General features: G+C 50.8%; 15 protein-coding genes and 1 pseudogene. 6 read left to right on the top strand and 10 right to left on the bottom strand.

The features are described 5' to 3' along the window. Positions 1-124: 124 nt before the first annotated feature. A complete protein-coding gene (locus ACO6UX_RS10375) occupies positions 125-2,029 on the bottom strand; it encodes a DUF4105 domain-containing protein (RefSeq protein ID WP_422447327.1) in 1,905 nt (634 codons plus the stop codon). Positions 2,030-2,098: 69 nt separating this feature from the next. Continuing rightward, complete coding sequence (locus ACO6UX_RS10370) at positions 2,099-2,602, bottom strand: DUF3015 family protein (RefSeq protein WP_422447325.1); 504 nt, start codon at positions 2,600-2,602, stop codon at positions 2,099-2,101. Between the two features lie 438 nt (positions 2,603-3,040). Here ACO6UX_RS10370 and ACO6UX_RS10365 point away from each other — a divergent pair, with 438 nt between their 5' ends. The 3 genes from ACO6UX_RS10365 (at position 3,041) to ACO6UX_RS10355 (ending at position 5,428) form a co-directional block, all read left to right on the top strand. Further along, positions 3,041-4,069 (top strand): metallophosphoesterase, encoded by a 1,029-nt coding sequence (locus ACO6UX_RS10365; RefSeq protein WP_422447323.1) that lies wholly within the window; start codon positions 3,041-3,043, stop codon positions 4,067-4,069. Between the two features lie 275 nt (positions 4,070-4,344). Then, the gene (locus tag ACO6UX_RS10360; RefSeq protein ID WP_422447321.1) at positions 4,345-4,662 is read left to right on the top strand and encodes a hypothetical protein; all 318 of its coding nucleotides are present in this window, start codon (positions 4,345-4,347) and stop codon (positions 4,660-4,662) included. Between the two features lie 28 nt (positions 4,663-4,690). Continuing rightward, a complete protein-coding gene (locus ACO6UX_RS10355) occupies positions 4,691-5,428 on the top strand; it encodes a hypothetical protein (protein WP_422447319.1) in 738 nt (245 codons plus the stop codon). 221 nt (positions 5,429-5,649) lie between these two features. Here the strand turns inward: ACO6UX_RS10355 and ACO6UX_RS10350 are convergent, their stop codons facing one another. From ACO6UX_RS10350 to ACO6UX_RS10335, 4 genes are read right to left on the bottom strand one after another with little or no spacing between them, the layout of a single operon-like run. Further along, on the bottom strand, positions 5,650-6,696 hold the full coding sequence (locus ACO6UX_RS10350) for a Wadjet anti-phage system protein JetD domain-containing protein (RefSeq protein WP_422447317.1): 1,047 nt from the start codon (positions 6,694-6,696) through the stop codon (positions 5,650-5,652). 6 nt (positions 6,697-6,702) lie between these two features. Further along, a complete protein-coding gene (locus tag ACO6UX_RS10345; protein ID WP_422447315.1) occupies positions 6,703-11,139 on the bottom strand; it encodes a hypothetical protein in 4,437 nt (1,478 codons plus the stop codon). Positions 11,140-11,141: 2 nt separating this feature from the next. Then, positions 11,142-11,978, bottom strand: coding sequence for a hypothetical protein (locus ACO6UX_RS10340; protein WP_422447313.1), 837 nt, complete (start codon positions 11,976-11,978; stop codon positions 11,142-11,144). 59 nt (positions 11,979-12,037) lie between these two features. Further along, positions 12,038-13,507 (bottom strand): hypothetical protein, encoded by a 1,470-nt coding sequence (locus tag ACO6UX_RS10335; protein WP_422447311.1) that lies wholly within the window; start codon positions 13,505-13,507, stop codon positions 12,038-12,040. Positions 13,508-13,690: 183 nt separating this feature from the next. Between ACO6UX_RS10335 and ACO6UX_RS10330 the strand changes: the two genes are divergently transcribed. After that, positions 13,691-14,584 (top strand): WYL domain-containing protein, encoded by an 894-nt coding sequence (locus tag ACO6UX_RS10330; protein ID WP_422447309.1) that lies wholly within the window; start codon positions 13,691-13,693, stop codon positions 14,582-14,584. 199 nt (positions 14,585-14,783) lie between these two features. Here ACO6UX_RS10330 and parE read toward each other — a convergent pair. From parE to ACO6UX_RS10315, 3 genes and pseudogenes are all read right to left on the bottom strand, one after another. Further along, positions 14,784-16,676, bottom strand: a pseudogene (gene parE, locus ACO6UX_RS10325) (DNA topoisomerase IV subunit B); the annotation flags it as partial. Between the two features lie 74 nt (positions 16,677-16,750). Continuing rightward, positions 16,751-17,368 carry a YqiA/YcfP family alpha/beta fold hydrolase gene (locus tag ACO6UX_RS10320; RefSeq protein WP_422447307.1) on the bottom strand — a complete coding sequence of 206 codons (618 nt, stop codon included), beginning with the start codon at positions 17,366-17,368 and terminating at the stop codon, positions 16,751-16,753. Beyond that, complete coding sequence (locus tag ACO6UX_RS10315) at positions 17,365-17,910, bottom strand: TIGR00730 family Rossman fold protein (protein WP_422447305.1); 546 nt, start codon at positions 17,908-17,910, stop codon at positions 17,365-17,367. Before ACO6UX_RS10315 ends, ACO6UX_RS10320 begins: the two co-directional genes overlap by 4 nt. Positions 17,911-18,213: 303 nt before the next feature. Here ACO6UX_RS10315 and ACO6UX_RS10310 point away from each other — a divergent pair, with 303 nt between their 5' ends. Continuing rightward, positions 18,214-18,888 carry an ERCC4 domain-containing protein gene (locus ACO6UX_RS10310; protein WP_422447303.1) on the top strand — a complete coding sequence of 225 codons (675 nt, stop codon included), beginning with the start codon at positions 18,214-18,216 and terminating at the stop codon, positions 18,886-18,888. Positions 18,889-18,919: 31 nt separating this feature from the next. On the opposite strand, the gene focA is transcribed toward ACO6UX_RS10310, so the two are convergent. Beyond that, on the bottom strand, positions 18,920-19,774 hold the full coding sequence (gene focA / locus ACO6UX_RS10305) for a formate transporter FocA (RefSeq protein ID WP_422447301.1): 855 nt from the start codon (positions 19,772-19,774) through the stop codon (positions 18,920-18,922). Between the two features lie 319 nt (positions 19,775-20,093). Here focA and ACO6UX_RS10300 point away from each other — a divergent pair, with 319 nt between their 5' ends. After that, positions 20,094-20,597 carry a hypothetical protein gene (locus ACO6UX_RS10300; RefSeq protein ID WP_422447299.1) on the top strand — a complete coding sequence of 168 codons (504 nt, stop codon included), beginning with the start codon at positions 20,094-20,096 and terminating at the stop codon, positions 20,595-20,597. The last annotated feature ends 326 nt before the right edge of the window (positions 20,598-20,923 follow it).

Below are 20,923 nucleotides of genomic sequence, written 5' to 3'. Positions count from 1 at the left end.
CAGGGAATATAAAAACCGCTATTTATAAAGGAATACGCCATTTACCTGCCTTAAAAACGAAGAAAGGCGAAGTTCTGAATATCGGCAGCGGTTGTCTTGAGCCCGCTCTTTCTGTTAGCTGTCACTACCAGTAATGTCCAAAAAGCACGGTAAATTCATCACTTTCGTCATGTTCATAGGAAAACCTTAACTCCCGGTTTTTGCTAATCTGATATCGGGTATCAAAGCGGAAGCTGTTTAGGTCTGATCTGGAGCCATCAATTTGCTTCTTATGCTGGTATTCAAAAAGTGCATTTATCCGTTCAGAGATGCTGGCCACGGCATTGACGGTGATGCGGCCTTCCAGATTTCCGGCCCCTTGTTTGTTGTCACGAACGGCGGCACCAACAAATCCGGAGAGAGCCAGGTGATCGGTAGCCATTGCCGTGTATCCCCTGTCGCCCTCTAGCTGAAGTGTCAGACAGGTTTCTGAACAGTCGGGCCGGGCAGGCTGTAAACCCGCTTTCAGTCTCCACGAATCATACCCATCACCGGGAAGCCCGGTCGCTTCTGTTGCGAGGCTCTGAATACTGACAAAGTCCACACCATCCACAATGACTTTGTCGTCAAACATGGACAGTTCAACCTGGCCCATAATCAGCTCACCAAACTCAGCATGTTCTGCCCCTCCATCCAGACTGTCATAATAGGCAGGACGAATATTCACCGTCATACCACCGCCAAGCTCGTCATTGTAACGCAGCCCGAGTTGAATAAGGCTTGGGTCGCGCCCTTCATCGGGCGAGACGGGCTTTTCATAGGTGGGATTACTGCCACCGGGAGGAAGAGTGTAGCGGTGTGCCAGTACATTGTGATAGGCCAGCTCAATGGCGTGTTGATCGTCCTCTGAAGCGGTCTGACCAAGGAACTGATAATAATCAAGCAGGGTATCCAGTATTGAAAACCTGTCGTCCATACGTTCTGACTGGAAAATATCCGTATCGAGTATGTGCGGGTTGGCAATGGCTTGTGCAACCATGCTTTTATGTCGGTCCTGAAGCGTGCGAAAACGACTATAGAGACGGAACTGCCTTGATGGCTGAAAAGTAATCGCTTTTACCAAGTGTTTGCCGTTTAATGTGGCTTTGTCCAGTTCCAGAATTTGAGATTGCGGTATCACCCAAAAATCATTATCGGGGTTGGCTTTCACTCCATCGATAATCTCAAGCAATTCCCCAAGACGAAATGAGCAATTTTTATTCAGGAAAAAGTATTGGTATTCCTTACCCAAGACTTCCCATGTATGGGCGAGGACAAAATCGACCTGTTCAGGTGTTAAATCCAGTTCATACTCCCAGAGGTCACGCAGTTCCAGCTCCCCATAATTCTGATTATGAAAATAGTATTCAGCATGGCTGAAGCCTCCTTTATATCCACCAAACAAGCCCTTGAAAATGTAACTGACCGGGTCTTCACCATCTTCTACGATGGCTCCAAAATTGACACTGGTATCCAATAGCTGAGTACGGTCTTTGTCTTTTGAGTTCAGCTTCAGCAGGGTGTGGCCATAATAAGATGCCGGGTTACCCAGGTACCCCGAGGCAAAAATAATGCTTAATGATTTCGCATCACCGTACTCGGACCATTCAGAAAATTCAGGGCAGTGAACAGGCGTCACTGACTCATCTGTTAAACCAAGTTCCGACTTGAGCCACTGATACCTTGCAGGAAAACGACATTGTGCGTGAGAGTCAGGGTCACTGTCCACTGGCTGTGAGAATGCCTGTAGTGTTGCCAGTAGTTCAGCTTCCGGTTTGGTTCGACCATCGGGAGCCAGAAAGAATTCTTTGGTCTGAATTGCACTTTCAACTTCTGCACCCAATAAGCCGGATGGCTCATAAACCAGCAATTTTTTCCATGTATCGGTTATTGATAGCTTTTGGATGGTAGCAAGATGGATATAAGGATTAACAGAGGAGGTGTCAGGCTCAACAGCAAAAGAAGACAGCGATAAAAGCAACAGGCAAAGAGAGAAGATAGGTTTAGTCACTGCTTACAGGTCTTATGGTTTGACTGAGATATGGACTGGCGCTGTCTGCAGACAACGCCAAACATCAGATCAGGCGGAGCAGCTATCCGCTACACTGGCAACACCTGCATCCATCGCCTGATAATATTGAGTGGCTTTTTCCACGTCAGACAGGGTTGAATAGCTGGCAGCTGTCACGTTGCCCACCATGTCTTTGCGGATAGACTGAACAATCGTCGGGTGAGCCGATGCCTGACACCCCCGCACAGTCAACATTGCGGTCAAATGCTCACCTTGTCCAAGTGCCGTTTCTTCGGCCAGATTGTCGTAATTATCAATAATGAATTGTGCCGTTTTTACTTTGCTGCCATTACATGTTTCAGGGCTCATGGTTGCAGAAGTAACAGCCGTTGATCCAATATCCCAGATGACATTTGAGGTTACCGCAGCCCACACAGGACCTTCGGAAAACAGAGCGGCTCCAATACCACAGTCTGAATATGGGTTAGGACCGGATCCAACCGGCTTGTCGGCAGCGCTTACAGATGTGGCTACGCACAGGAGTGCAGAGGCAATGACTGGAAATTTTAACATTGATAAGCTTCCCTGATGATCATTCTGATTTGAGTCAAACTCTCGCATACGCTGTCCGTATGGCATATACAAGAGCTTAGTATGTAACAATACTTATCAGATCATAGAAATACAATGCAATCTTTCAGGTATTTGGTGGTTTAAATAAATTTAACGACAGAATTCGCCAACCTGAATATCATCGCAAACCTAACAATGAAACCATCAGGGTAGTGAAAGTTTAATGCCTATCTCAAGTACAAGTGCTGATACCGCACTGTCTATTCTGGCTGTTATTTTCTTTGTTATCATGTTAACCGGGTTTGCCATTAATACTGGCAGTCAATATTTACACAACAACTGTTAGATAACTATTGAGAAGGCGACTACTCTGTTGACATTATCTGCGTTTGGCTGCTTTCTAGCATTGAAAATTCACCACTCTCCGAGGGTTATCGGTTGTTTAAGCTGTTTTTGTCCAGCGTGCTGCTATTTTTTGGCATCTTGCCACTAGCCTATATCAGAAAGAACCTCATTATTGAAAACGAGTTGTATGGCCTGTTTTTTGGTAATTATGTCTATCTTGCACACTACTTGCTGCTTACTGTACTGATACTGCTGATCGTTCATTATCTGATAAAGCCTGTGCCGGTCTATCTTCGAAAATGGATTATTGCCGCTTCGCTATGCACAGTGACTGTCATTGGTTATATCAGCTATCGTTATACCGATGTCGTTCATACCCAAATCACTGTTAACAAAATCGCTGATAGAGAACAGCTGCGTATCGCCTTTATAAGCGACCTCCATCTTATGCCAACGTCCAACAAACAGCTGTTTGTGGATATGGTAGCGAAGGTTAACGCTGAAAATCCCGACATCATTATGTTTGGTGGCGATATTTTTCAGGACAGCCATACCAACGTTAATGAGGGATACAAAAAAGTTTTTGCTGAATTAACAGCAAAACATGGTGTCTATTCGATTCTTGGTAATCATGAATACTACGGTAACGATGTGGATGGTAATGTTGCCTTTATCAAGAATTCAGGAATTGAGATTCTGCACGATGAGGTACTCACTATTGATGGCATTCGCTTAATTGGCCGCGATGACATCGGTAATAAGTTTGCCGTTACCAATCGGATGAGTCTGAAAGAAATTTATGAGCGCGACAATGTTCAAGCCAGTGATCCGATCATTGTCTTTGACCATAATCCCGTCTCTATACCAGAAAGTATTGAGAACAAGGCCGATCTACAGGTTTCCGGTCACACTCATGCTGGCCAGTTTTTCCCTTATAATCTGATCTTGCGTCGAATGTACCCGAACGTCGTTGGCCATAAAGTTATCGACGGGCTGCACACTATCGTCACCGCTGGTGTTGGCGTGGGTTGGTGGAAAATCGTTGGGCCATGGCAAATGCCCTACCGATTTGGCACCAGAGGCCAAATTAATATTATTGATGTGAGCTTCGCAGCACTCTAAACAAGGCAGTTGAAATAAAAAGCAACGAGCGCAACAAGCCCTGCCAGACTTGTCCTGTGCAGGTCTTTTGGTCGCAATAATACAGTCATTTGCCCGTTTCCAGGGTGGTGTATTGTATTTAGGACTGGCATAAAGGCAGCTTGAGCCTTGAATCATAACAACGAATGTTGCGCTCGTTGCGGTTTTAATCAAGAGTGAATAACCTGGGGGCTTGTTGCAGTTAACAAAAACCTATCTTAGTTACTTGAACCTATTCACAATGAGTAAGTTCTGTTGTGAATGATCGATACTCCATCTCTCAGGCCGCTGACCATTTAGGGGTATCCCCTTCTCGCTGGGAGGCTTGTGGAAAACTCGTGCCTGAGCCTACTGTCGGCGGTCAACGACCTTACAGCGCCAGTCTGTTAATGACGAAACAGTCTCCACAGGCACAGCGCAAAACGGTGGGTTTCCAGTCATACCAGAAAGAAAAAGACCTGGAGAGGCAGCAGGAAGTGCTTTCGTTATATTGCGCTTCTAAAGGCTGGTATGGCAGTACGAGATCATCAATGATCTTGGCAGTCACAAAAACCAGCAGCGGATGGAGAAATTGATCAAAGTTGTAGAGGATGCTGGGTAGCCATGAGCGAAAAAGACTCGTTTCTGACTGACTGCCTGTCACTGACCTTTCAGACCCGCCTGAACGTCTCCGCTGCCCAGCATGCCGCCCTGTCCGCTATCGCTGGGCTGATGACGTCCATCGAACGTGGGTTATATGCCCAGTGGCGTAAGGGACAATCACTGGCTTCCCTGAAAAACAAGACCATTGCCCGTTACCGGATTCCTGCCCGGTACTTTAATGCAGCGAAAGCCAGCATTGAGGGTAAGATTCGATCAGTCATATCCAACCTGGCAAACACTGAAGACAGTTACCAGCGTCGCATCAAGGCAAAGCATCGGCACATAAAGAAACAGACAAAGGCACTGAACAAAGAAGATAATCCTCAAAAACACGCTCAACTGCGCTTTGGCCTACACCAGTCTAAACGATGTCTGTCAACCTTAAAGGCTCGCCTGCTTCACATACGGCAGAGGTTGGAAAACAATGACCCGGCTATCTGCTTTGGCTCCAGGGTCCTGTTTAAAAAACAGTTTCACCTGGAGAAAAACGGCTATTCTGGCCATAGCGAGTGGCAACAGGACTGGCAGGAAGCTTGGCTTAAAATCGGGCTTTGGCGTAGCCGCTCACCGCTCAAGAATCTTAAAGACTCTATAGGAACGGAATCTCATAGCAATTCTCCAGCAACCTATGAAGTAAGTCCCTTGTTGATATGCCTTGGGCGGATTACTACTTCACATCAGGGCTGTAGAGCTAATTAAGGAGCTGTCCTGAAATAATTTCCACATTTCTGAGTTTCAAAACTACGTTCGTCCTGAGTGCTGAGCTTGTCGAAGTATCGAAGGGCGTGAACTCCGGCCTCATGTATTGTGCCAATCACCCTTCGATACTTCGACAAGCTCAGCACTCAGGATGAACGGAGATCGAGTCCAAAATGTGGAAATTATTTCGGGGCAATTCCTAAGATTGTTACCTGGCCACTTCAGATGTCAGCCACACCTTCTTGTGGTAGTCGTTGGTGGCCTGCTATCAACGCCTTCATTTCGCGGATAACAAAACGCGGCATCCAGTCGCATAGCGCCTCAAAATCAAATCGCTCGTTGTTTGCATTGCCCTCGGGCGTCATTAAACGATTGAGGATCAGCGCATGGTAAAGCGATTCATCCAACTGTAGAGATATGCCGTAATCATCAAGTAACTTGCAATGCAGTTGGTGGGCGATTTTCAAACCGGCCACATCCAAGTCACCAAAATAGAGCAATTGCGTCACTTGCTCCGACTCAAGCAGCTGAGATACACGCTCCGCCTGACCTGATACCTTGTTACCGGCACCATAAACAACCAGGGACCATCGTGTTTTGTCACGATTAATTTGGCACAGCCTGTAATACACGTCAGAGTTCTCAACGATCACAGCCGGAAGGTCGGGACGGCCTGATGTTTCATACGGCAGCGGCGGCGCACGACGGATAGCACCCATGTCAGCCAGTGTCAGCAGGACATGCTTCCAGCCATTGGCAGGCATGGAGTCCAACGTTTTTTCATCGCTAAAGATCAATAGCGAGCGCTCACGGTGCCCAAGCGTACCCGGGAATAGTGGCTTATCCCGTTCAGTTTGGCGAAACAGGTATGCATTCAGCCGCTGCAGACGCTCCTTTACCTGCACTGTTACTGGGCCGGTAATTCGTCCTGCCAGCCAGGGATGCCACGCGATCTCTTGCGCTGTCTTTACGGGGGCGCTGATACCGTTGTACACAAATGCACTGGGCAGACGTAGGCCCCGCCAATAGGGTTGCCACTTAGCTTCGTTTTTGGGCTGAGCTCGCCAATCACCCGCAATCAGCTCTTTAATCGCCTGACGCAGCAAATCAGGGATGTCATGGCTTCGTGATTCCTGCTGATGGGTACGTAGCACCTCTTCTAGTACTGCCTGGGCTTTCACAGTGCGGGCGCTTTTGCCAGCCATACGGCGGTGTTTATGGGCGGTCGACTCCAACCGGGAGAGCCACGTCGTTACAACATTCATCATAGCCCCCTACAAGACCGGCTCAGGCTGAGGTTTAGCGGCCAACGAGGCAGCCCATAAAGCTTGGCGGCTATTGTCAATAGTAACCAGATCCCGCCTTTTCAGCTTCTGTGTCTTATTCAGAAAAAGATGGTTATCAAACATCGACTGGGCGTTTTCATCAGAAATGCCAGTCAGATAAATGAGCTGAATGTTGTAGGCCCGGGCCATCTGAGTTTGAATGCGCAACAGGTCATCGGCATTCGACTTGCCAAGCGGGTTATCCGCCAGCAAGAAGCCTGCGCCTGAAATTCCAGTGTCATACTCACGTACTTTGCCTACCGTCACAAAGAGCAGGAAGGCCGAGGTGAGGAGCTGGCCTCCTGAGCCTTCAAGCTGAGTGATATGAGTCCACTTCGGGCGGCTAGCGTTGGTCTTCAACATGCGCACATCCAGATCCCCTTCGCTCAATACCGACTGAACCAGGTCAGCTGTAAGTACGTCTCGGTTGGGGGAGCGGGCTACTTGCCCCTTGGCGATCCAGTGCTGCAGGCGGGCGCTAGCAAAACTTTCGAGGTCTGCAGGAAGATCATTCAGCCGGTCCGTCATCTTCAGAATAGCGCGGCCAGGCAACACAGGGCAGTTGTCCGGTATTCTAACCGACTTGGCGCGCTTCAGAAGCTTGATGGCTCGATCCAGATGAGAAGTCAGTTGCTTAACGGTCAGCTTAATCGAGCGCTGGAACTGCTCCAGACTGTCCTTCACCGCCTCATACACCTCTGCTATCCCAGTGTCTACACGCTCCAAATCGCCCAGCACCTCTCGCCAGGTGGCGATGGACTCCAACCGGTGCAGGTATTCCTGACTGGCCCGATCATCTGGGTTCTTGGCGGATTCTTCCATAATCCGATTGCGATAGTGCCCCCAAACGATGCCTACTTGCGTTTCTTGCACCTTCAGCGTCTTTTCCAACTGCGCATACCTTTGGCTCTCAGTGCGCAGTGCATCCACATACTCGGCTATATCCAGAATCTTGACGGGCAGACCTGCCGCAGGTGTCGGTGTGTAAGACTGAATCATCGCCTGAGCGTTATCGGCCTTGTGAAGTTGCTCTTTCACAGCCTCTATATCTTTGGAAAGGAGCTTCTGCCGTTCCGCCAGGTGATTAATTCGCTCCTTCGCTTCCCTTAGGGCTGCATTGGTATCAGAAAGGGTTGTTTTTATCGTCTCAACCTCAGTGGGCTTTTCCGTCCACACAAAACCCTCGACTAATGCCTCGCGAGTCTCTTCACATTTCTGTCTAATATTTTGCAGAGTTGCCTGCGCCGTGATTTGTCGCTTCGAGCACTCTTGCTGTTGCCTCTCAAACTGTGTGATCCGGTCATTGATCAGCGCGAGAGCACTGCTGGCCGCAGCTTGAACATCACCCAAGTGCGTGCGGTAGGCGGAGTGAGTGGATAATTGATCATGCGCATCGTTCTGTGCCTGCTCGGCTTTTTCCCGCTGGTGCTTAAGTTCCGTGACCTTATCACCTTGGGCCGCCTCAAGTAGCTGCTTCTGTGCCTGAACGGCAGCGTCATGTGCATCTTGCGGGTTCCGATCAGCTCCACCTTCGGTTGCCAGCACTCCTGAATAAAGGGCTTGGTTACTCAGGCTGGCCCACTGGTCAATCTGAAAGCTGAGCCGGGTTGCCTCGGATCGGTCGCTTTCTGCTGCCTGTTCGGTCTGCTTTAACTCGTCACTTTGGGTCTCAAGGGTATCCTCGCACCGCTGTTTCTGCTCATTCAACTTCGCTAGTTTTTCTATTGCTGTGTTGCGCGCAGCCCATTCCGTTACCACAAAATCATCCAGAGTGTCATGGAATTTTTGGGCCTGCTGGTGCTGTTGTTGAGCACTTTCAAAGAGTGCTTGAGCTTGACCTTTTGCATCACGCAGCTTCTGCTCATGCTGTTTCGCCTGCTCCAATTTTTCTACCATCTCCGCCAGTGCGGAGCGAGCCTGATCTAGCTGATTGACCAGGTTCGACCAGTGCTTCCCGTATTGATCATTGTGCAAGCGCCAGTCACCCTTGAATGCCTCCAGCATCATCAGGTCACGCTCTGCCTCCTCCACAAGAGTCTCTTGCGAAACGACAGCTTGTTCCAGCTCCTGAAGCCTTGCCTCGTAAGCCGCCTGGCTATAGCCGTATTTATCGGGATTAGAAAGTACCGCCTGTACTGAGTCGGGTGACCCGCCCAGGAGATCCTTCGCCTCATCGAGTCGATGAATGGCAATCGGCACTCCTTTCCATGGCAGCGTGTCGCTCAGTTCGCTGACCTGTGCGAACGTTGCGTCATCCAGCGCAACCAGACTCAGATAGCGGCCCGGATTTTGGTCGATCACCCCCGCAATACGTTCCGCATCGTCATTGAAGGCGGAGGCGAGGTATCGAGGGAAGGCCCACAGCTTTTCACGCGCAATGCCCGCCGCGTAAAACCCCTCAAGCGCCTTCTTGATCTGCTTGGTGACCATTTCATGGCCCGTCTGCTTTAGCTCATCCCGCTCGTGCTGGGCGGCCAGCAGGCGCTGCCTAGAGACCTGCAGCGTTTGAGTATCGGTTTCCAGTACCTCATCGATCCGCAATCCGCACTGCGCGCTGTGCCAGTTAGCATCTTCAAGATCAAGGGCACGCTGAGTCAGCGTGGGAAGCGTATGGTAGTTACTAGTCAGCGCCTGTGCGCTGTCCACCCCCTCCTGATGCTTTTGCTCGACCTGGGTGAGTGTGTTCTGGGCTTGACTGCGTGCAACTTCGGCTTGACTGACCACAGAATAATGCGCCTCAAGGACCTGCTCAGCCTTGTCTGCATCGATTTTGGTTTGCGCCTTATGTTGTGCGGCATCTTGTAAGAGCGATGCCAATCGGTGCTGCGCTGACGCTGGGGTTTCATCCCCCTGAATCAGGCCATCCTCGCGCAGCGAATCCCGCCGCAATTCGCCTTTACGCCGGTCCTTTCTGCACTGCTTACTCTCAGCATTCAGACCACCTAGCTTGGCCCTCAAATCGCCAATGGACTCTCCAAGAGTCTGAATTTGCGTTTCAAGCGCTGCCAGCTGTCCCGTGACTTCAGACTTCTTCTTTTGGTGACCACTTATCGCTCGCCGCAGTACACCTAATGCCTCGCCAGCCGCGCGGTCGAAGATAACCTGCAGTGGTTTTTCCGTCTCGCTTTGGAACACCTGAAGGTCATTAACCGATTGGCGGTAGCGATCTTTCGCCGTTGCATAGGTTTTGTAATCGATAGCAGCATGCGCAATCTCTAAGTGACACTGATGAGAGTCCGCTTCATCATTGAGTTTGTCGACATTACGCTGTTGTTCGTTCAATTGATGTTGAGCAAGATCATGTTCGAGAAGCACCTTGCGTTTTCTATGCAGAACACGGTCAGATGTCGCTTGATCAGCCTCTTCCTGCAGCCTTTCAGACTGTTCCTTCAGACGGGTGTGCTCTGCCTGTGTACTCTCAGCAAAGGCTGTGAGGTCTCGCATAGCCTCGCGAAATCCTTCAGCCATTTCCTGCTGCTGCGCTTCTGCAGCCTCGAGTTTATGAGCCGGTTCAAGGAACTTCCGCCAATTAGACAACACATCCCCCAGGAAGGATTCGTTACGTCGAATCGCTTCCAGCTCCCCCTGACGATGGACCTCGTGCGTCACCAACTCGCGTAGCTGTTCAGTTGTGTCCTTGGACATACTGCACGCAAAGAAGGCACCGAGAAAATCCTGTTCGGTCTTATAGTCGATGAATTTAGTTAACCCGCCCTCTTCAGAGTTGAAGGTCACCATGGTCTTGATAAGATCAACGTTGATCTGTTGCTCCACTAGAAACTCGCGCCACTCTTTATTTACCCGAGTCTTGCGCCAGTGCATACCACCGTCACCACCTGCCTTCTGATTAAGCCAACTCTCAAAACTGTGCAAGGTGTTAGCGTAGGGGCGCAACTCACGACTACGCTCGGCGCGTGAGTATGAGGGCACCTCATCAAACGGTGCATCCAGCAGGCTGTCGGGAGCGTCGCAGATAAAGAATAATCGTTCCACCTCATTCCCATTGCGCTGATGAGCGTGCCCCAGCAGCAAGGTTTGGCCGTCCTCATTCACCATCTCCACCAGGATGACGGACAGCTCCCGATAGAAGTAATTTTTATAGTGGTATTGGCTCTTGCGGCGGTTGGCCAGGTATTGAGTGAAGTCGTTGACAGATGGCTCAAAGACAGATAGTAGCAAGGCGATGTAGGTAGACTTTCCACCCCCGTTCACCAGTTGCTGATAGGTACTGACCACTGCCTTTGTATTCTTGGCAGGGGCTCTGCGCACTGCATCATCCGGCAGTTCGGAAGCTTGGGCGAGGCCGATGTAATTCAGATTGAGGTCCTTGTAGAAAGCCTCTTCGTGACCAGCGCCATCCATATAGACCCGTTTGATCAGCCACATGATCAAACCTCCAATTTGTGTTGTGTTTCTGCGGTTTCGATAGAGGCAGGCTGTCCTCCGTCCTCTGCGGATTGAGGATGATCGACTGATGTCGTCGCCTCAGCATTGCCTGGGGCAGATGGCTGCTCCTCTGTTGCAGGATCGATATCCATCACGAAGCGCACTGTCTCTTCAATGCCTGTATGGCGCAGATAGTGTTTGAGCTTCTGGGTCGGATACCAGTCAGATTCTCCCGACAGGCTGCTGTCCTCAGCCAGAAAGCCTTCCTCCTGCAGCAACTGTATCCAGCGCATTGCCATCTCAGTTTGCGAGCGAATACTGGAGACGCGCGCCACCTTTTCGTCGTAGATACGGGGGATGCGCTCTTCCTGCACAAACCGGGCAGCAAGGAGCAGGCCATCCACCGCCCCATCTACCTCGGCCTTGCGCTGCGCAATAACCTGATCGGCTACATCGTTGAGCTTGGCCACCACCGAGGCTGCACTGGTGCCTCTGACTTGACCAGACTCAACCCGAACCGAATCAGGGTTAGGAAACATGTCCGCAAGCAACGCGATAAGCGTCAGGCCTGCAAAGAGGCGCTGCTCCTTGCGCTCTTTGCCCATCTGCTCAGTGGTCACATCGTGTAGCAGGCGCTTATTAAGCCAACCCAGGGTGGGGGCATACGGACCACGACCATTGGCGGTCAACAACACCCCATAGCTCTCGTGCATACCGAGATAGTTCAACTTCATGCCAGCCGCGATGCCACGAATAATTTCCATAAACAGGACATCACCATGGAGTTCCAGAGCCCGCTGAATCGCATCATCAGCCATTTTGTATCCCAATGAGCTCATGATCGCTTGCGTGGCGATCTCGGCGTAGCGTTTAGCGTGTTGATCTGCGTCGTACATAACTACTCCTCGAGGGTCGGTACAGGGGCTGCTGTCAGCAAGATGATGTTGTCGGCTCGCCAAAGAGCTGATTCGATAGGGGTGTCGTCCACATCTACTTCAATGGAGGAATCGTTGTTGGTCGCCAAGCTGCCGATATGAAGCAAACAGACCTGCTGCTCCTGTTCGGATAACTCACCCTCCTCGTAGGCATCAAATACGTCTGCAAAACTGACTTGGCCCTGCGCTTTCAGACGGCTGGACACCCAGCTACTGCAATGACGGATCACCGAATCGGGAATGCCTTGCAGACTGGTTTCTATCGCCTCGGGTTGTTCGGTGGGGTCCTGGATCTCGTGTGGCAACACCTGATCGAACTGATCGATGTAGAGGTTCAGCACCAATTCCAGATCAAGCAGGGTGTGGCAATCATCATATTGGCAGCGCGGGGCCAGCAGGCATGCAACTAAGTCGTCCATGCTTTGTTCAGCTGCCGTTGGAGTGTGGGCCAGCAGAGGCTTAAGTGCGGCTTTTTCAAGTGTCTCCCGGAACAGGGTATTATCCCTCGGAATGATCAGCTTTAGACGGGCCTGCTCAAAGTCCTTGTTCACATCATGCAGGCAGTCCTGATAGCTCAGCGTGAAAGTGCTGACGTCGGCGAAGATTTCCTGCGCCTTGCGCAGCTTATTGAGCTTATCGGGGTGCAGTTCTGAGCGGCCATCGGCAAGCATTTCTGTGATGGTGGCGAGTGTGCTCTGGATATGCCCAAGCACCTCCTCGGTCTTATCGAAGGAGTCGCTGAGAATTGGCCGGATGTCCTGTGCGTAGGATGCACTTAAATCACCTGCCTGGGCGGCGCGCACTTTCATTCGCATACCAATCAGGTATTGCTCAAGTTGCCGCTGGGTCGACTGGATCTGGTGCACCGCTTTGTCGATCTCGCCACGACGGATAGTCTTGAGGGTGCGCCAAGCCAGTATGGCGGCACGTTCGATTGGCGTTTCATCAAGACGAAGGGTATAAAACATCATCCCCTCATCGGTCAGTGACCAGAGGATATCGTCTGAGCCGACAACCTGGTCATGACGCACCAGTCGAACCACCTGCTCGTCAGAATGTGCACGTTCGGTAAAGTCATAGAACCGCAGACGGAAAGGATCCTTGATCGCGGCGAAAATCTTGCCGGCTACCTGCACATAGCTAGCATCATTGTGTCCAGGATACGCCTCTCGCATGTGTTCCACTAGGCACAGTTCCGCCTCTCTACGGGTCATACCCGGCTGTCGCTCACGGTCGGTGTAGTACAGCATGGCGTCAAATAGGTACATGATGGCCGCAAGGACATCAAAGTCGATTCCGCCGAACGGCTTGCGTTGTAGGGCGCTGTAAATTGAATCGAGCGTTCGTACAACGAGCAACGCATGAGACTGAATGGTCAGTTCTCGACGCGCCATCGGTTCGTTGCGAGCTTGCTCCAGAAACTCTAGCGACATAGCATTCTCCGACTGAGAAGACGCCACTATAGCACCACGCAGTAACTCAAACAAAGATACTTTGCATAATATGATCTACATGCAATATTATTTGTCCTGAAATAAGTCAAGCCATATACTGGTTCCGAGTATCGGTTAGATCTCGAATTACACTCCGTCCACCAACGCCGAACAAAAACTGGTATGCATTACTCAACGTTTCTCGGTCAGCACAAAACATCGCTCAGTCATGCGCAGTGGCTGCGCTTACGTTATATCGAGCGTCAGTTGCTTTGGGAGCGCAAGGTCACATCGCGCATGATTGCAGATGAGTTTGGCGTCTCTGCGCAGCAGGCCCGGACTGACGTACGAACCTATTTGGAGCTGGCACCTGGTAACGTGGTTGACCAAAGCGGTAGCCGCAAGGGGTATTTTCCCAGCGCCACATTTTCGCCTGTATTGCTGGGGGAGAATGACCTGGTATGGCGCGCGACGGCAGAGTTTCAACCGCCGCAAGCGGCTCATGTGCAGGAAATCCCGATTATTCATCGCGCGGTACCCAGCCGCACTTTGTCGGTTTTCCTGTCTGCGATCGAGCAGCAGGGTCAGGTGCACGCGACCTATGCGTCCATGGAGAATCCGGAAGGTACGCCTCGAAGGCTGACCCCCGCAGTCATTATCACCGTCAACGGACGACAACATGTACGCGCTTATGATTGGGGCAGTTCGGCGTACAAAGACTTTGTTCTGGCACGATTCATAGGCGTCCCGGAAATAATTACTCCTGCCGAAGCTCCGCTAATTGAAGACAAGGCATGGGATATTGCGATCCCTGTGCGCTTTATTGCCAATCCTGCGCTGAGCAAGGCGCAGCAGAGGGTGATTGAGCAGGACTACCTGCTTGAGCCCCGCGAATTCAGCATTCGCGCGCCGATGATTTTTTATTTATGCCCCGAGAACAACCTACCCAAAACCGATGGCGAGTATGCGGAGGCTACTGATCCTAATGGCCACGGACCCTCCGTTTATCCGGTTCTTGCTGTTCACGCTCAAACGGGTGAACCCATTCACAAGTATCGTTGTGCGGGTGAGCATTAGAGTGTACTTCCCACGGTTTGGTAAACACTTCTGGGTACGCTCTGAGCTTAGGAACTCAGGCCATGAACAACCGTGATAAGATTCAAACTGGTAGTAAACTGATCGGTTACAGCCTCAATGTTTATCTGGAATTTTTCAGCAGTTTTTCTACTGCCCTTTTGCGTTTGTACAAAAATGAATAACGTCGATCTACCATCATGTAAGCAATTTCAACCAGATTCCCCCTGGACTCCAACCAGGTCTTGCGGTCCGAACTGCGCTTCTTGGCCAGCAGCATGTCCATCCGCTGAGTCGTCTCCTGCTCATTGTCGAGGGTCAACTGAACCAAACGACGAGTGTCTGCAGACATGGTGGTTTCACGCAACTGCAGAGGGTTCATTTCGCCCAGTCCCTTAAAGCGTTGCACATTGATCTTGCCTTTCTTTTTCTCAGCACGGATGCGTTCAAGAATGCCTTCTTTCTCCGCTTCATCCAGGGCGTAATAGACGTCCTTGGCCACATCAATCCGGTAGAGCGGAGGCATGGCCACATAAATATGGCCGCGTTCCACCAGCGGGCGGAAGTGTTGAACGAACAGGGCGCAGAGCAGGGTCGCGATGTGCAAGCCATCGGAGTCCGCATCGGCCAGGATGCAGATTTTTCCGTAGCGCAAACCATCCAGGTTATCCGATGCCGGATCAACTCCCAGGGCTACGGAGATATCGTGTATTTCCTGGGAGGCCAGTACTTCTGAGGAGTCGACTTCCCAGCTGTTGAGGATTTTACCCCGCAACGGCATGATGGCCTGGTACTCACGGTCACGGGCTTGCTTGGCAGAGCCGCCCGCCGAGTCCCCTTCCACCAGGAACAGTTCGGTCATGCTCAGGTCCTGACTGGCACAATCCGCCAGTTTACCCGGTAGTGCTGGCCCCTGGGTCACTTTTTTACGGGCGACCTTCTTGGCTTTGCGCATCCGTTTCTGGGCATTGCTGATGCAGAGTTCTGCCAGCAGTTCAGCTTCAGCGGTATGCTGGTTCAGCCAGAGACTAAAGGCATCTTTTGCCACACCAGAGACAAAGGCGGCACACTCTCTGGAAGAGAGGCGTTCTTTGGTCTGGCCGGAGAATTGTGGGTCTGCCAACTTGGCAGATAATACGTAGGCGCAGTTTTCCCACAGGTCATCGCCACCGAGTTTCACGCCACGGGGCAACAGGTTCCGGAACTCACAGAACTCCCGGATCGCTTCCAGCAGGCCGGTTCTCAGGCCATTCACATGGGTGCCGCCCAGCGGGGTGGGAATCAGGTTGACATAGCTTTCCGTCAGCAGTTCACCACCCTCGGGTAACCATTGGACGGCCCAGTCTACCGCCTCGCTTTCCCCTTTCAGGGAACCGGTAAAGGGTTCAGCGGGCAGCACGGCAAAGCCTCTGGTGGCACTTTTGAGATAGTCATTCAGGCCATCTTCGTAGTACCACTCGGTCACGTCTTCAGAAATACGGTCATCAAATTCAACCCGCAGGCCAGGGCAAAGGACTGCCTTGGCCCGGAGAATATGCATTAGCCTTGGTACGGAAAATCGTGGGGAGTCGAAGTAGCTGGCATCGGGCCAGAAACGAACCGTTGTTCCGGTATTGCGACGTCCGCAGGTGCCGGTTTCGTGAAGGTCTTCATCCTTGTAGCCATCTTTAAAGCTGATGGCAGAAACAACGCCGCCACGGCGAACGGTCACTTCCAGATGGCTGGAGAGCGCATTGACCACAGAAACACCCACCCCGTGCAAACCACCGGAGAACTGGTAGTTCTTGTTGGAGAATTTACCACCGGCATGCAGGCGGGTGAGAATAAGCTCAATACCCGAGATGCCATGTTCCGGATGGATATCGGTGGGCATGCCACGGCCATCATCCACTACTTCCAGAGACTGGTCTTTGTGCAGGGTGACCTTGATATGGGAAGCAAACCCTGCCAGAGCCTCATCCACACTGTTGTCGATGATTTCCTGGGCAAGATGGTTTGGCCGGGTGGTGTCGGTGTACATTCCGGGGCGTTTGCGCACCGGGTCGAGGCCACTGAGTACCTCAATCGCCTCGGCATTGTAGTCGTTCTTTACCATGAGTCCTTGCTGACTGATCGCTTTATGATGTAAAGCGTGAAAATGGAGAGTGTAACGAATCGACGGTGATTTGTTCAAACGGATGTCGGAAAATCCTGTTCCAGAAAGTCAAATATTTCTGGTAACACGGTCTCAAAATGATCAAAAGTGTGGCTGCCACCTTCCTGTACGATCGCTCTGCATTGCTGATATTTTTCCACCGCCAGGCGGTAGTCCAGGGTTTCATCGCCCGTCTGTACCATAAGCAGTGTGTTGTCCGGTGATGCTGGTGGCTCTGTTTCCAGAAGGAGCAGCTGCTCAACATACTCTTCGGTCATAACCCAGTCGGCTCCCGTATGGAAGTTTTTCTGGGGGCCGAGAAAGGCTTCGAATCGTTCATGGGGAACGACGGCCGGGTTAATCAGCACCAGTCTTGCCTTTTTCCGGTGGCCATTATCCAGTAGCCAGCGTTGCAGCCAGGTTCCCAGGAAGCCACCAAGGGAGCTGCCAATGATGTAGATATCCCTGAGGTTCAGCGACTTTTTCAGGTGGCTCTGTATACACTGCACAATATCCGATGGAAAAACCGGCAGATCTGGTATCCATAATTCAATATCCAGCCGGTTATCCCGGACATACCCGGTGGTTTGGATAGCCTTGCTTGACTGGGATGAACTGTTCAGACCATGCAGATAAACCAGCAGCGGCTTCATATTTTTGCCCCTATCATTCTATTCACCAGTTCTGCCGGGGAGTGGTCAATCACCAGCTGTTCAAACCAGTAGCGGGTGATAAAGCCTTCATCCACGGCATTCTCCAGCCAGGCCACCAGGTGATCATAATAGCCAGCCGTATTCAGAATGGCGCAGGGTTTACCATGGTAGCCTACCTGCTTATGGGCAATTTCCTGAAACAGTTCATCCATGCTGCCAACACCACCGGACAAGGTGATAAAGCCATCCGCCAGCTCACCCATGGTCTGCTTGCGCTGGTGCATGTCCTGCACATGGATCAGTTCGCTCAAGCCTTTATGGGCCTGCTCCTGTCCGACCAGGGCATGGGGAATCACCCCAACCACCGTGCCACCTCCGGCGATGGCTCGATCAGCGATAGCGCCCATCAGTCCAACATTACCACCGCCATAAACGATGGTGATGCCTTGCTCTAACAGCGAGTCCACCAATGCCTCAGCGGCCTGACGGTACGCTTCCTTACGACCAGACCGGGCACCGCAGAAGATTGCCACTGACTTCATTGCTTATCCCTCTATTTCTCTGCATGGCAATAAGTAGCTAACCATATGAAATCATATATTTCTGACTCCTTGTTCAGGCACTCCCGGCAACCGCTCCTGCGTTGCTCTAGCTCCTGCATCCATGCAGTCGTGCTTCGTTACAACTCCGGTCACATAGCTACGGCTATGTTCCCTCCGTTGTGCCTCGCATAGCACCTGCCCAAGTAGCCAGAAATATGTGATTCCATATGGCCAGCTACTTAGCAAGCATACACAATTAGCTATACTGCTGCCTGTCCTAATGATCAGAATAACGCTCATACCATGCATAATATCGTGATTGACATTGATTATCGGGAAAGGGCTTCAGGGATTGTTGACATACTGCAGGGGCGGGAAGGGATTGTTGTGAACACCGTCTCTCTTGATAGTGGAGATTATAAAATCAACAACGACTGGCTGGTTGAGAGAAAAACGCTGACCGATCTGGCGGCCTCCATTATTGATGGTCGGTTATTTCGGCAGTTGAGCCAGTTTAGTTTTCCTTATCGCAAAGTATTACTGATTGAAGGAACTACTGACATGTTGTGTTCATCGGGTATACGACGAGAGTCTATTCAAGGGGCTCTGGTCACAGTGTCACTGTATTTTGGTATTCCCGTACTTCGTTCCATGAACCCGAATGAGACTGCTGCATTATTGATTATGGTGGGGCGACAATGGAGCAAGTTCAGAGGGCTTATGAATTCTGCGGGTATGGGGTCCCGGCCTGTTCCATCTAAAAATCCGGTCCGGCAATCGTTAAATATGCTGCAGTGTTTGCCGGGTGTTGGCTCGCTGAAAGCCCGGGCTCTGTTGCAGAAATTCGGTTCGATTGAAGCGGTCTTGCTGAGTTCGGTTGAAGAGCTGGCACAAACCAGGGGGATTGGCAGAAAAACAGCGCAGGGCATCAAGCAGATGTTGAAGCATTCCTACGCTGGCAAAGCTGAAACTGAATGACCACATCATAGGTCATTCAGTTAAACCTTGATTAACCTTTAACACGAAGGTGCACAAACCACTTGCTCAAACCCACCATCACACCACCACCAATGATATTACCGATGGTAACCGGCAGCAGATTCATAAAGATGTTGCCCAGGCTGATCATGTCGAAATCGGCAGCGGTGTAACCAATCGCCTGCCAGAACTCAGGGCCAGCCACAGTCTTAACCATGTAGCCCACTGGCAACAGGTACATGTTGGCTACGGAGTGCTCAAAACCCGCTACCACAAACGCCGCTACCGGCAGAATGCAGGCCATCATTTTACCCGCAGCTGTGCGTGCACTCAGGGTCATCCAGTAGCACAGGCAAACCAGCAGGTTACAGAGAATACCCAGGATCAGGGCCTGGAAGAATGGATAGCCCAATTTGGCCTTGGCAATATACATGGCAGAGAGGCCTACCTGACCATTGCCGCCTTCCCAGACCCCGCCACCAATAATCAGCAGGGCAAAGAGAATAGAGCCGATAAAGTTACCAACGTAAACCAGCCCCCAGTTTTTAACGATGTTACGGAACTTCAGTTTACCCGTTGCCTTGCCCATCAGCAGCAGAGTACTGCTGGTAAACAGTTCGGCACCGCAGAGCACTACGAGCATCAGGCCGGTACTGAAGACAATACCACCCACCAGTTTGGACATACCGTAAGGCATGCTTTGGGCACCGGCCATCACTACGGTATAGAACATGCCGGCAATGGCAATAAAGATACCGGCCATAATCGCCAGGATCATGGTTATCTCAGGGTGTTTTTTGGCTTTGCCTATTACTGCCTGCTCAGCCAGCTTTGCCATTTCCGCAGGAGGAACCGCACCATAGTTGGGCATATTTTGAACTTGCATGGGGTTATCCACAGCCAATCGATGTTGGCGCTAAGTCTACCAGTGAGAAGAATCGGGTATCAGAGTGGTAAATTCATCGGGTATTACGAAAAATACTTAGTACATGGCGTGAACACTTCATAAATTGAATCAATGAACAAAAACAGTGCATTAAAAAATAGATAGAGTTTGTGCAAAAGAACAGTTGCTTCTTGTGATAAATACAGCGACGATAAAATGAGTTGTGTTATAAAAATGCTGTTCAATATCCACAGGCATCGAGCATACCGTTTTCCGGTTCTTCACACACCAATGGAGAAAAGGATGGAGGGAAAATGCCATGAATAGTCATCTGCTGATCATTGCCCTGGGAGTCACTGTTCTCGGCTCTGCGCAAGCAGACGACCATGGGCAGATGCCTGGTGATGTTGAACTGCTGCCGGAGCAACACGCGGCAGAATCCCCGGATAAGCCCTCTACCTTGGAACTGAGCAACCAGTCATTAAGCCCGGCTGATAACGCCAGAGGCCTGCGCATTGATTATCAGCCTTTTGATAACAACTTCAGTATGTCGGCTGGCAGTTTTCGCCATGCGGCAAAAGATTCACAGAATTCACGCTACAACAACAAAACCTATCTTGGTGTAGGTTGGAAGAAAATGGTGGATCAGGCAAGGCTGGGTGTTCGGGTTGATATTGGTGCTGTTTATGAAAATAATGAAGGCAGCAATCTTGCCGCCCCTACGGTTAACAGTTTGAAATCCATCTCAAGAAACAACGTTGATGAAACGACAACTGCCCGCTGGCAGCCTGTGATCAGTTTTGGGGTTTCCTATCGTTTCTAGCGCATCCAAGCCTTAATACCCACGCATCTTCACACCTGCAGAGGACGGCCTTTGACAGTCCATTTAAATGGCTTGGCCATCCTCTCATTGAAGAACTCAATAAAACCGTAGAGCCGTACCTTCAGGTCCTCTTTGGAAGTGAAGCTGTTCCTTTTCAAAAACCTTCTGACCAGGATGGAAAACCAGATTTCAATCTGATTCAGCCAAGACCTGCTTGCGTCTCGTGTTTTCGTGTCACATCAAGACAAAAATCACCGACCTCGGATAACAAGGCGGAACTTTTTTACAGAGCGATTGCTCTAAGCATCCACCTATTCGGACAGATG

Source organism: Endozoicomonas sp. ALB091, from assembly GCF_049310265.1.
In the GTDB taxonomy this organism is placed as follows: Bacteria; Pseudomonadota; Gammaproteobacteria; order Pseudomonadales; family Endozoicomonadaceae; genus Endozoicomonas.
Note: the sequence above shows the minus strand (reverse complement) of the source record. Positions and strands in the feature narration are given on the sequence as shown.

What these genes read in the sequence shown, in the direction of transcription:
- ACO6UX_RS10370 (WP_422447325.1), bottom strand. Translation starts at nt 2,602, where the DNA reads ATGTTAAAATTTCCAGTCATTGCCTCTGCACTCCTGTGCGTAGCCACA.
- ACO6UX_RS10355 (WP_422447319.1), top strand. Translation starts at nt 4,691, where the DNA reads ATGAGCGAAAAAGACTCGTTTCTGACTGACTGCCTGTCACTGACCTTT.
- ACO6UX_RS10350 (WP_422447317.1), bottom strand. Translation starts at nt 6,696, where the DNA reads ATGATGAATGTTGTAACGACGTGGCTCTCCCGGTTGGAGTCGACCGCC.
- ACO6UX_RS10345 (WP_422447315.1), bottom strand. Translation starts at nt 11,139, where the DNA reads ATGTGGCTGATCAAACGGGTCTATATGGATGGCGCTGGTCACGAAGAG.
- ACO6UX_RS10340 (WP_422447313.1), bottom strand. Translation starts at nt 11,978, where the DNA reads ATGAGCTCATTGGGATACAAAATGGCTGATGATGCGATTCAGCGGGCT.
- ACO6UX_RS10335 (WP_422447311.1), bottom strand. Translation starts at nt 13,507, where the DNA reads ATGTCGCTAGAGTTTCTGGAGCAAGCTCGCAACGAACCGATGGCGCGT.
- ACO6UX_RS10330 (WP_422447309.1), top strand. Translation starts at nt 13,691, where the DNA reads ATGCATTACTCAACGTTTCTCGGTCAGCACAAAACATCGCTCAGTCAT.
- ACO6UX_RS10320 (WP_422447307.1), bottom strand. Translation starts at nt 17,368, where the DNA reads ATGAAGCCGCTGCTGGTTTATCTGCATGGTCTGAACAGTTCATCCCAG.
- ACO6UX_RS10315 (WP_422447305.1), bottom strand. Translation starts at nt 17,910, where the DNA reads ATGAAGTCAGTGGCAATCTTCTGCGGTGCCCGGTCTGGTCGTAAGGAA.
- ACO6UX_RS10310 (WP_422447303.1), top strand. Translation starts at nt 18,214, where the DNA reads ATGCATAATATCGTGATTGACATTGATTATCGGGAAAGGGCTTCAGGG.
- focA (WP_422447301.1), bottom strand. Translation starts at nt 19,774, where the DNA reads ATGCAAGTTCAAAATATGCCCAACTATGGTGCGGTTCCTCCTGCGGAA.
- ACO6UX_RS10300 (WP_422447299.1), top strand. Translation starts at nt 20,094, where the DNA reads ATGAATAGTCATCTGCTGATCATTGCCCTGGGAGTCACTGTTCTCGGC.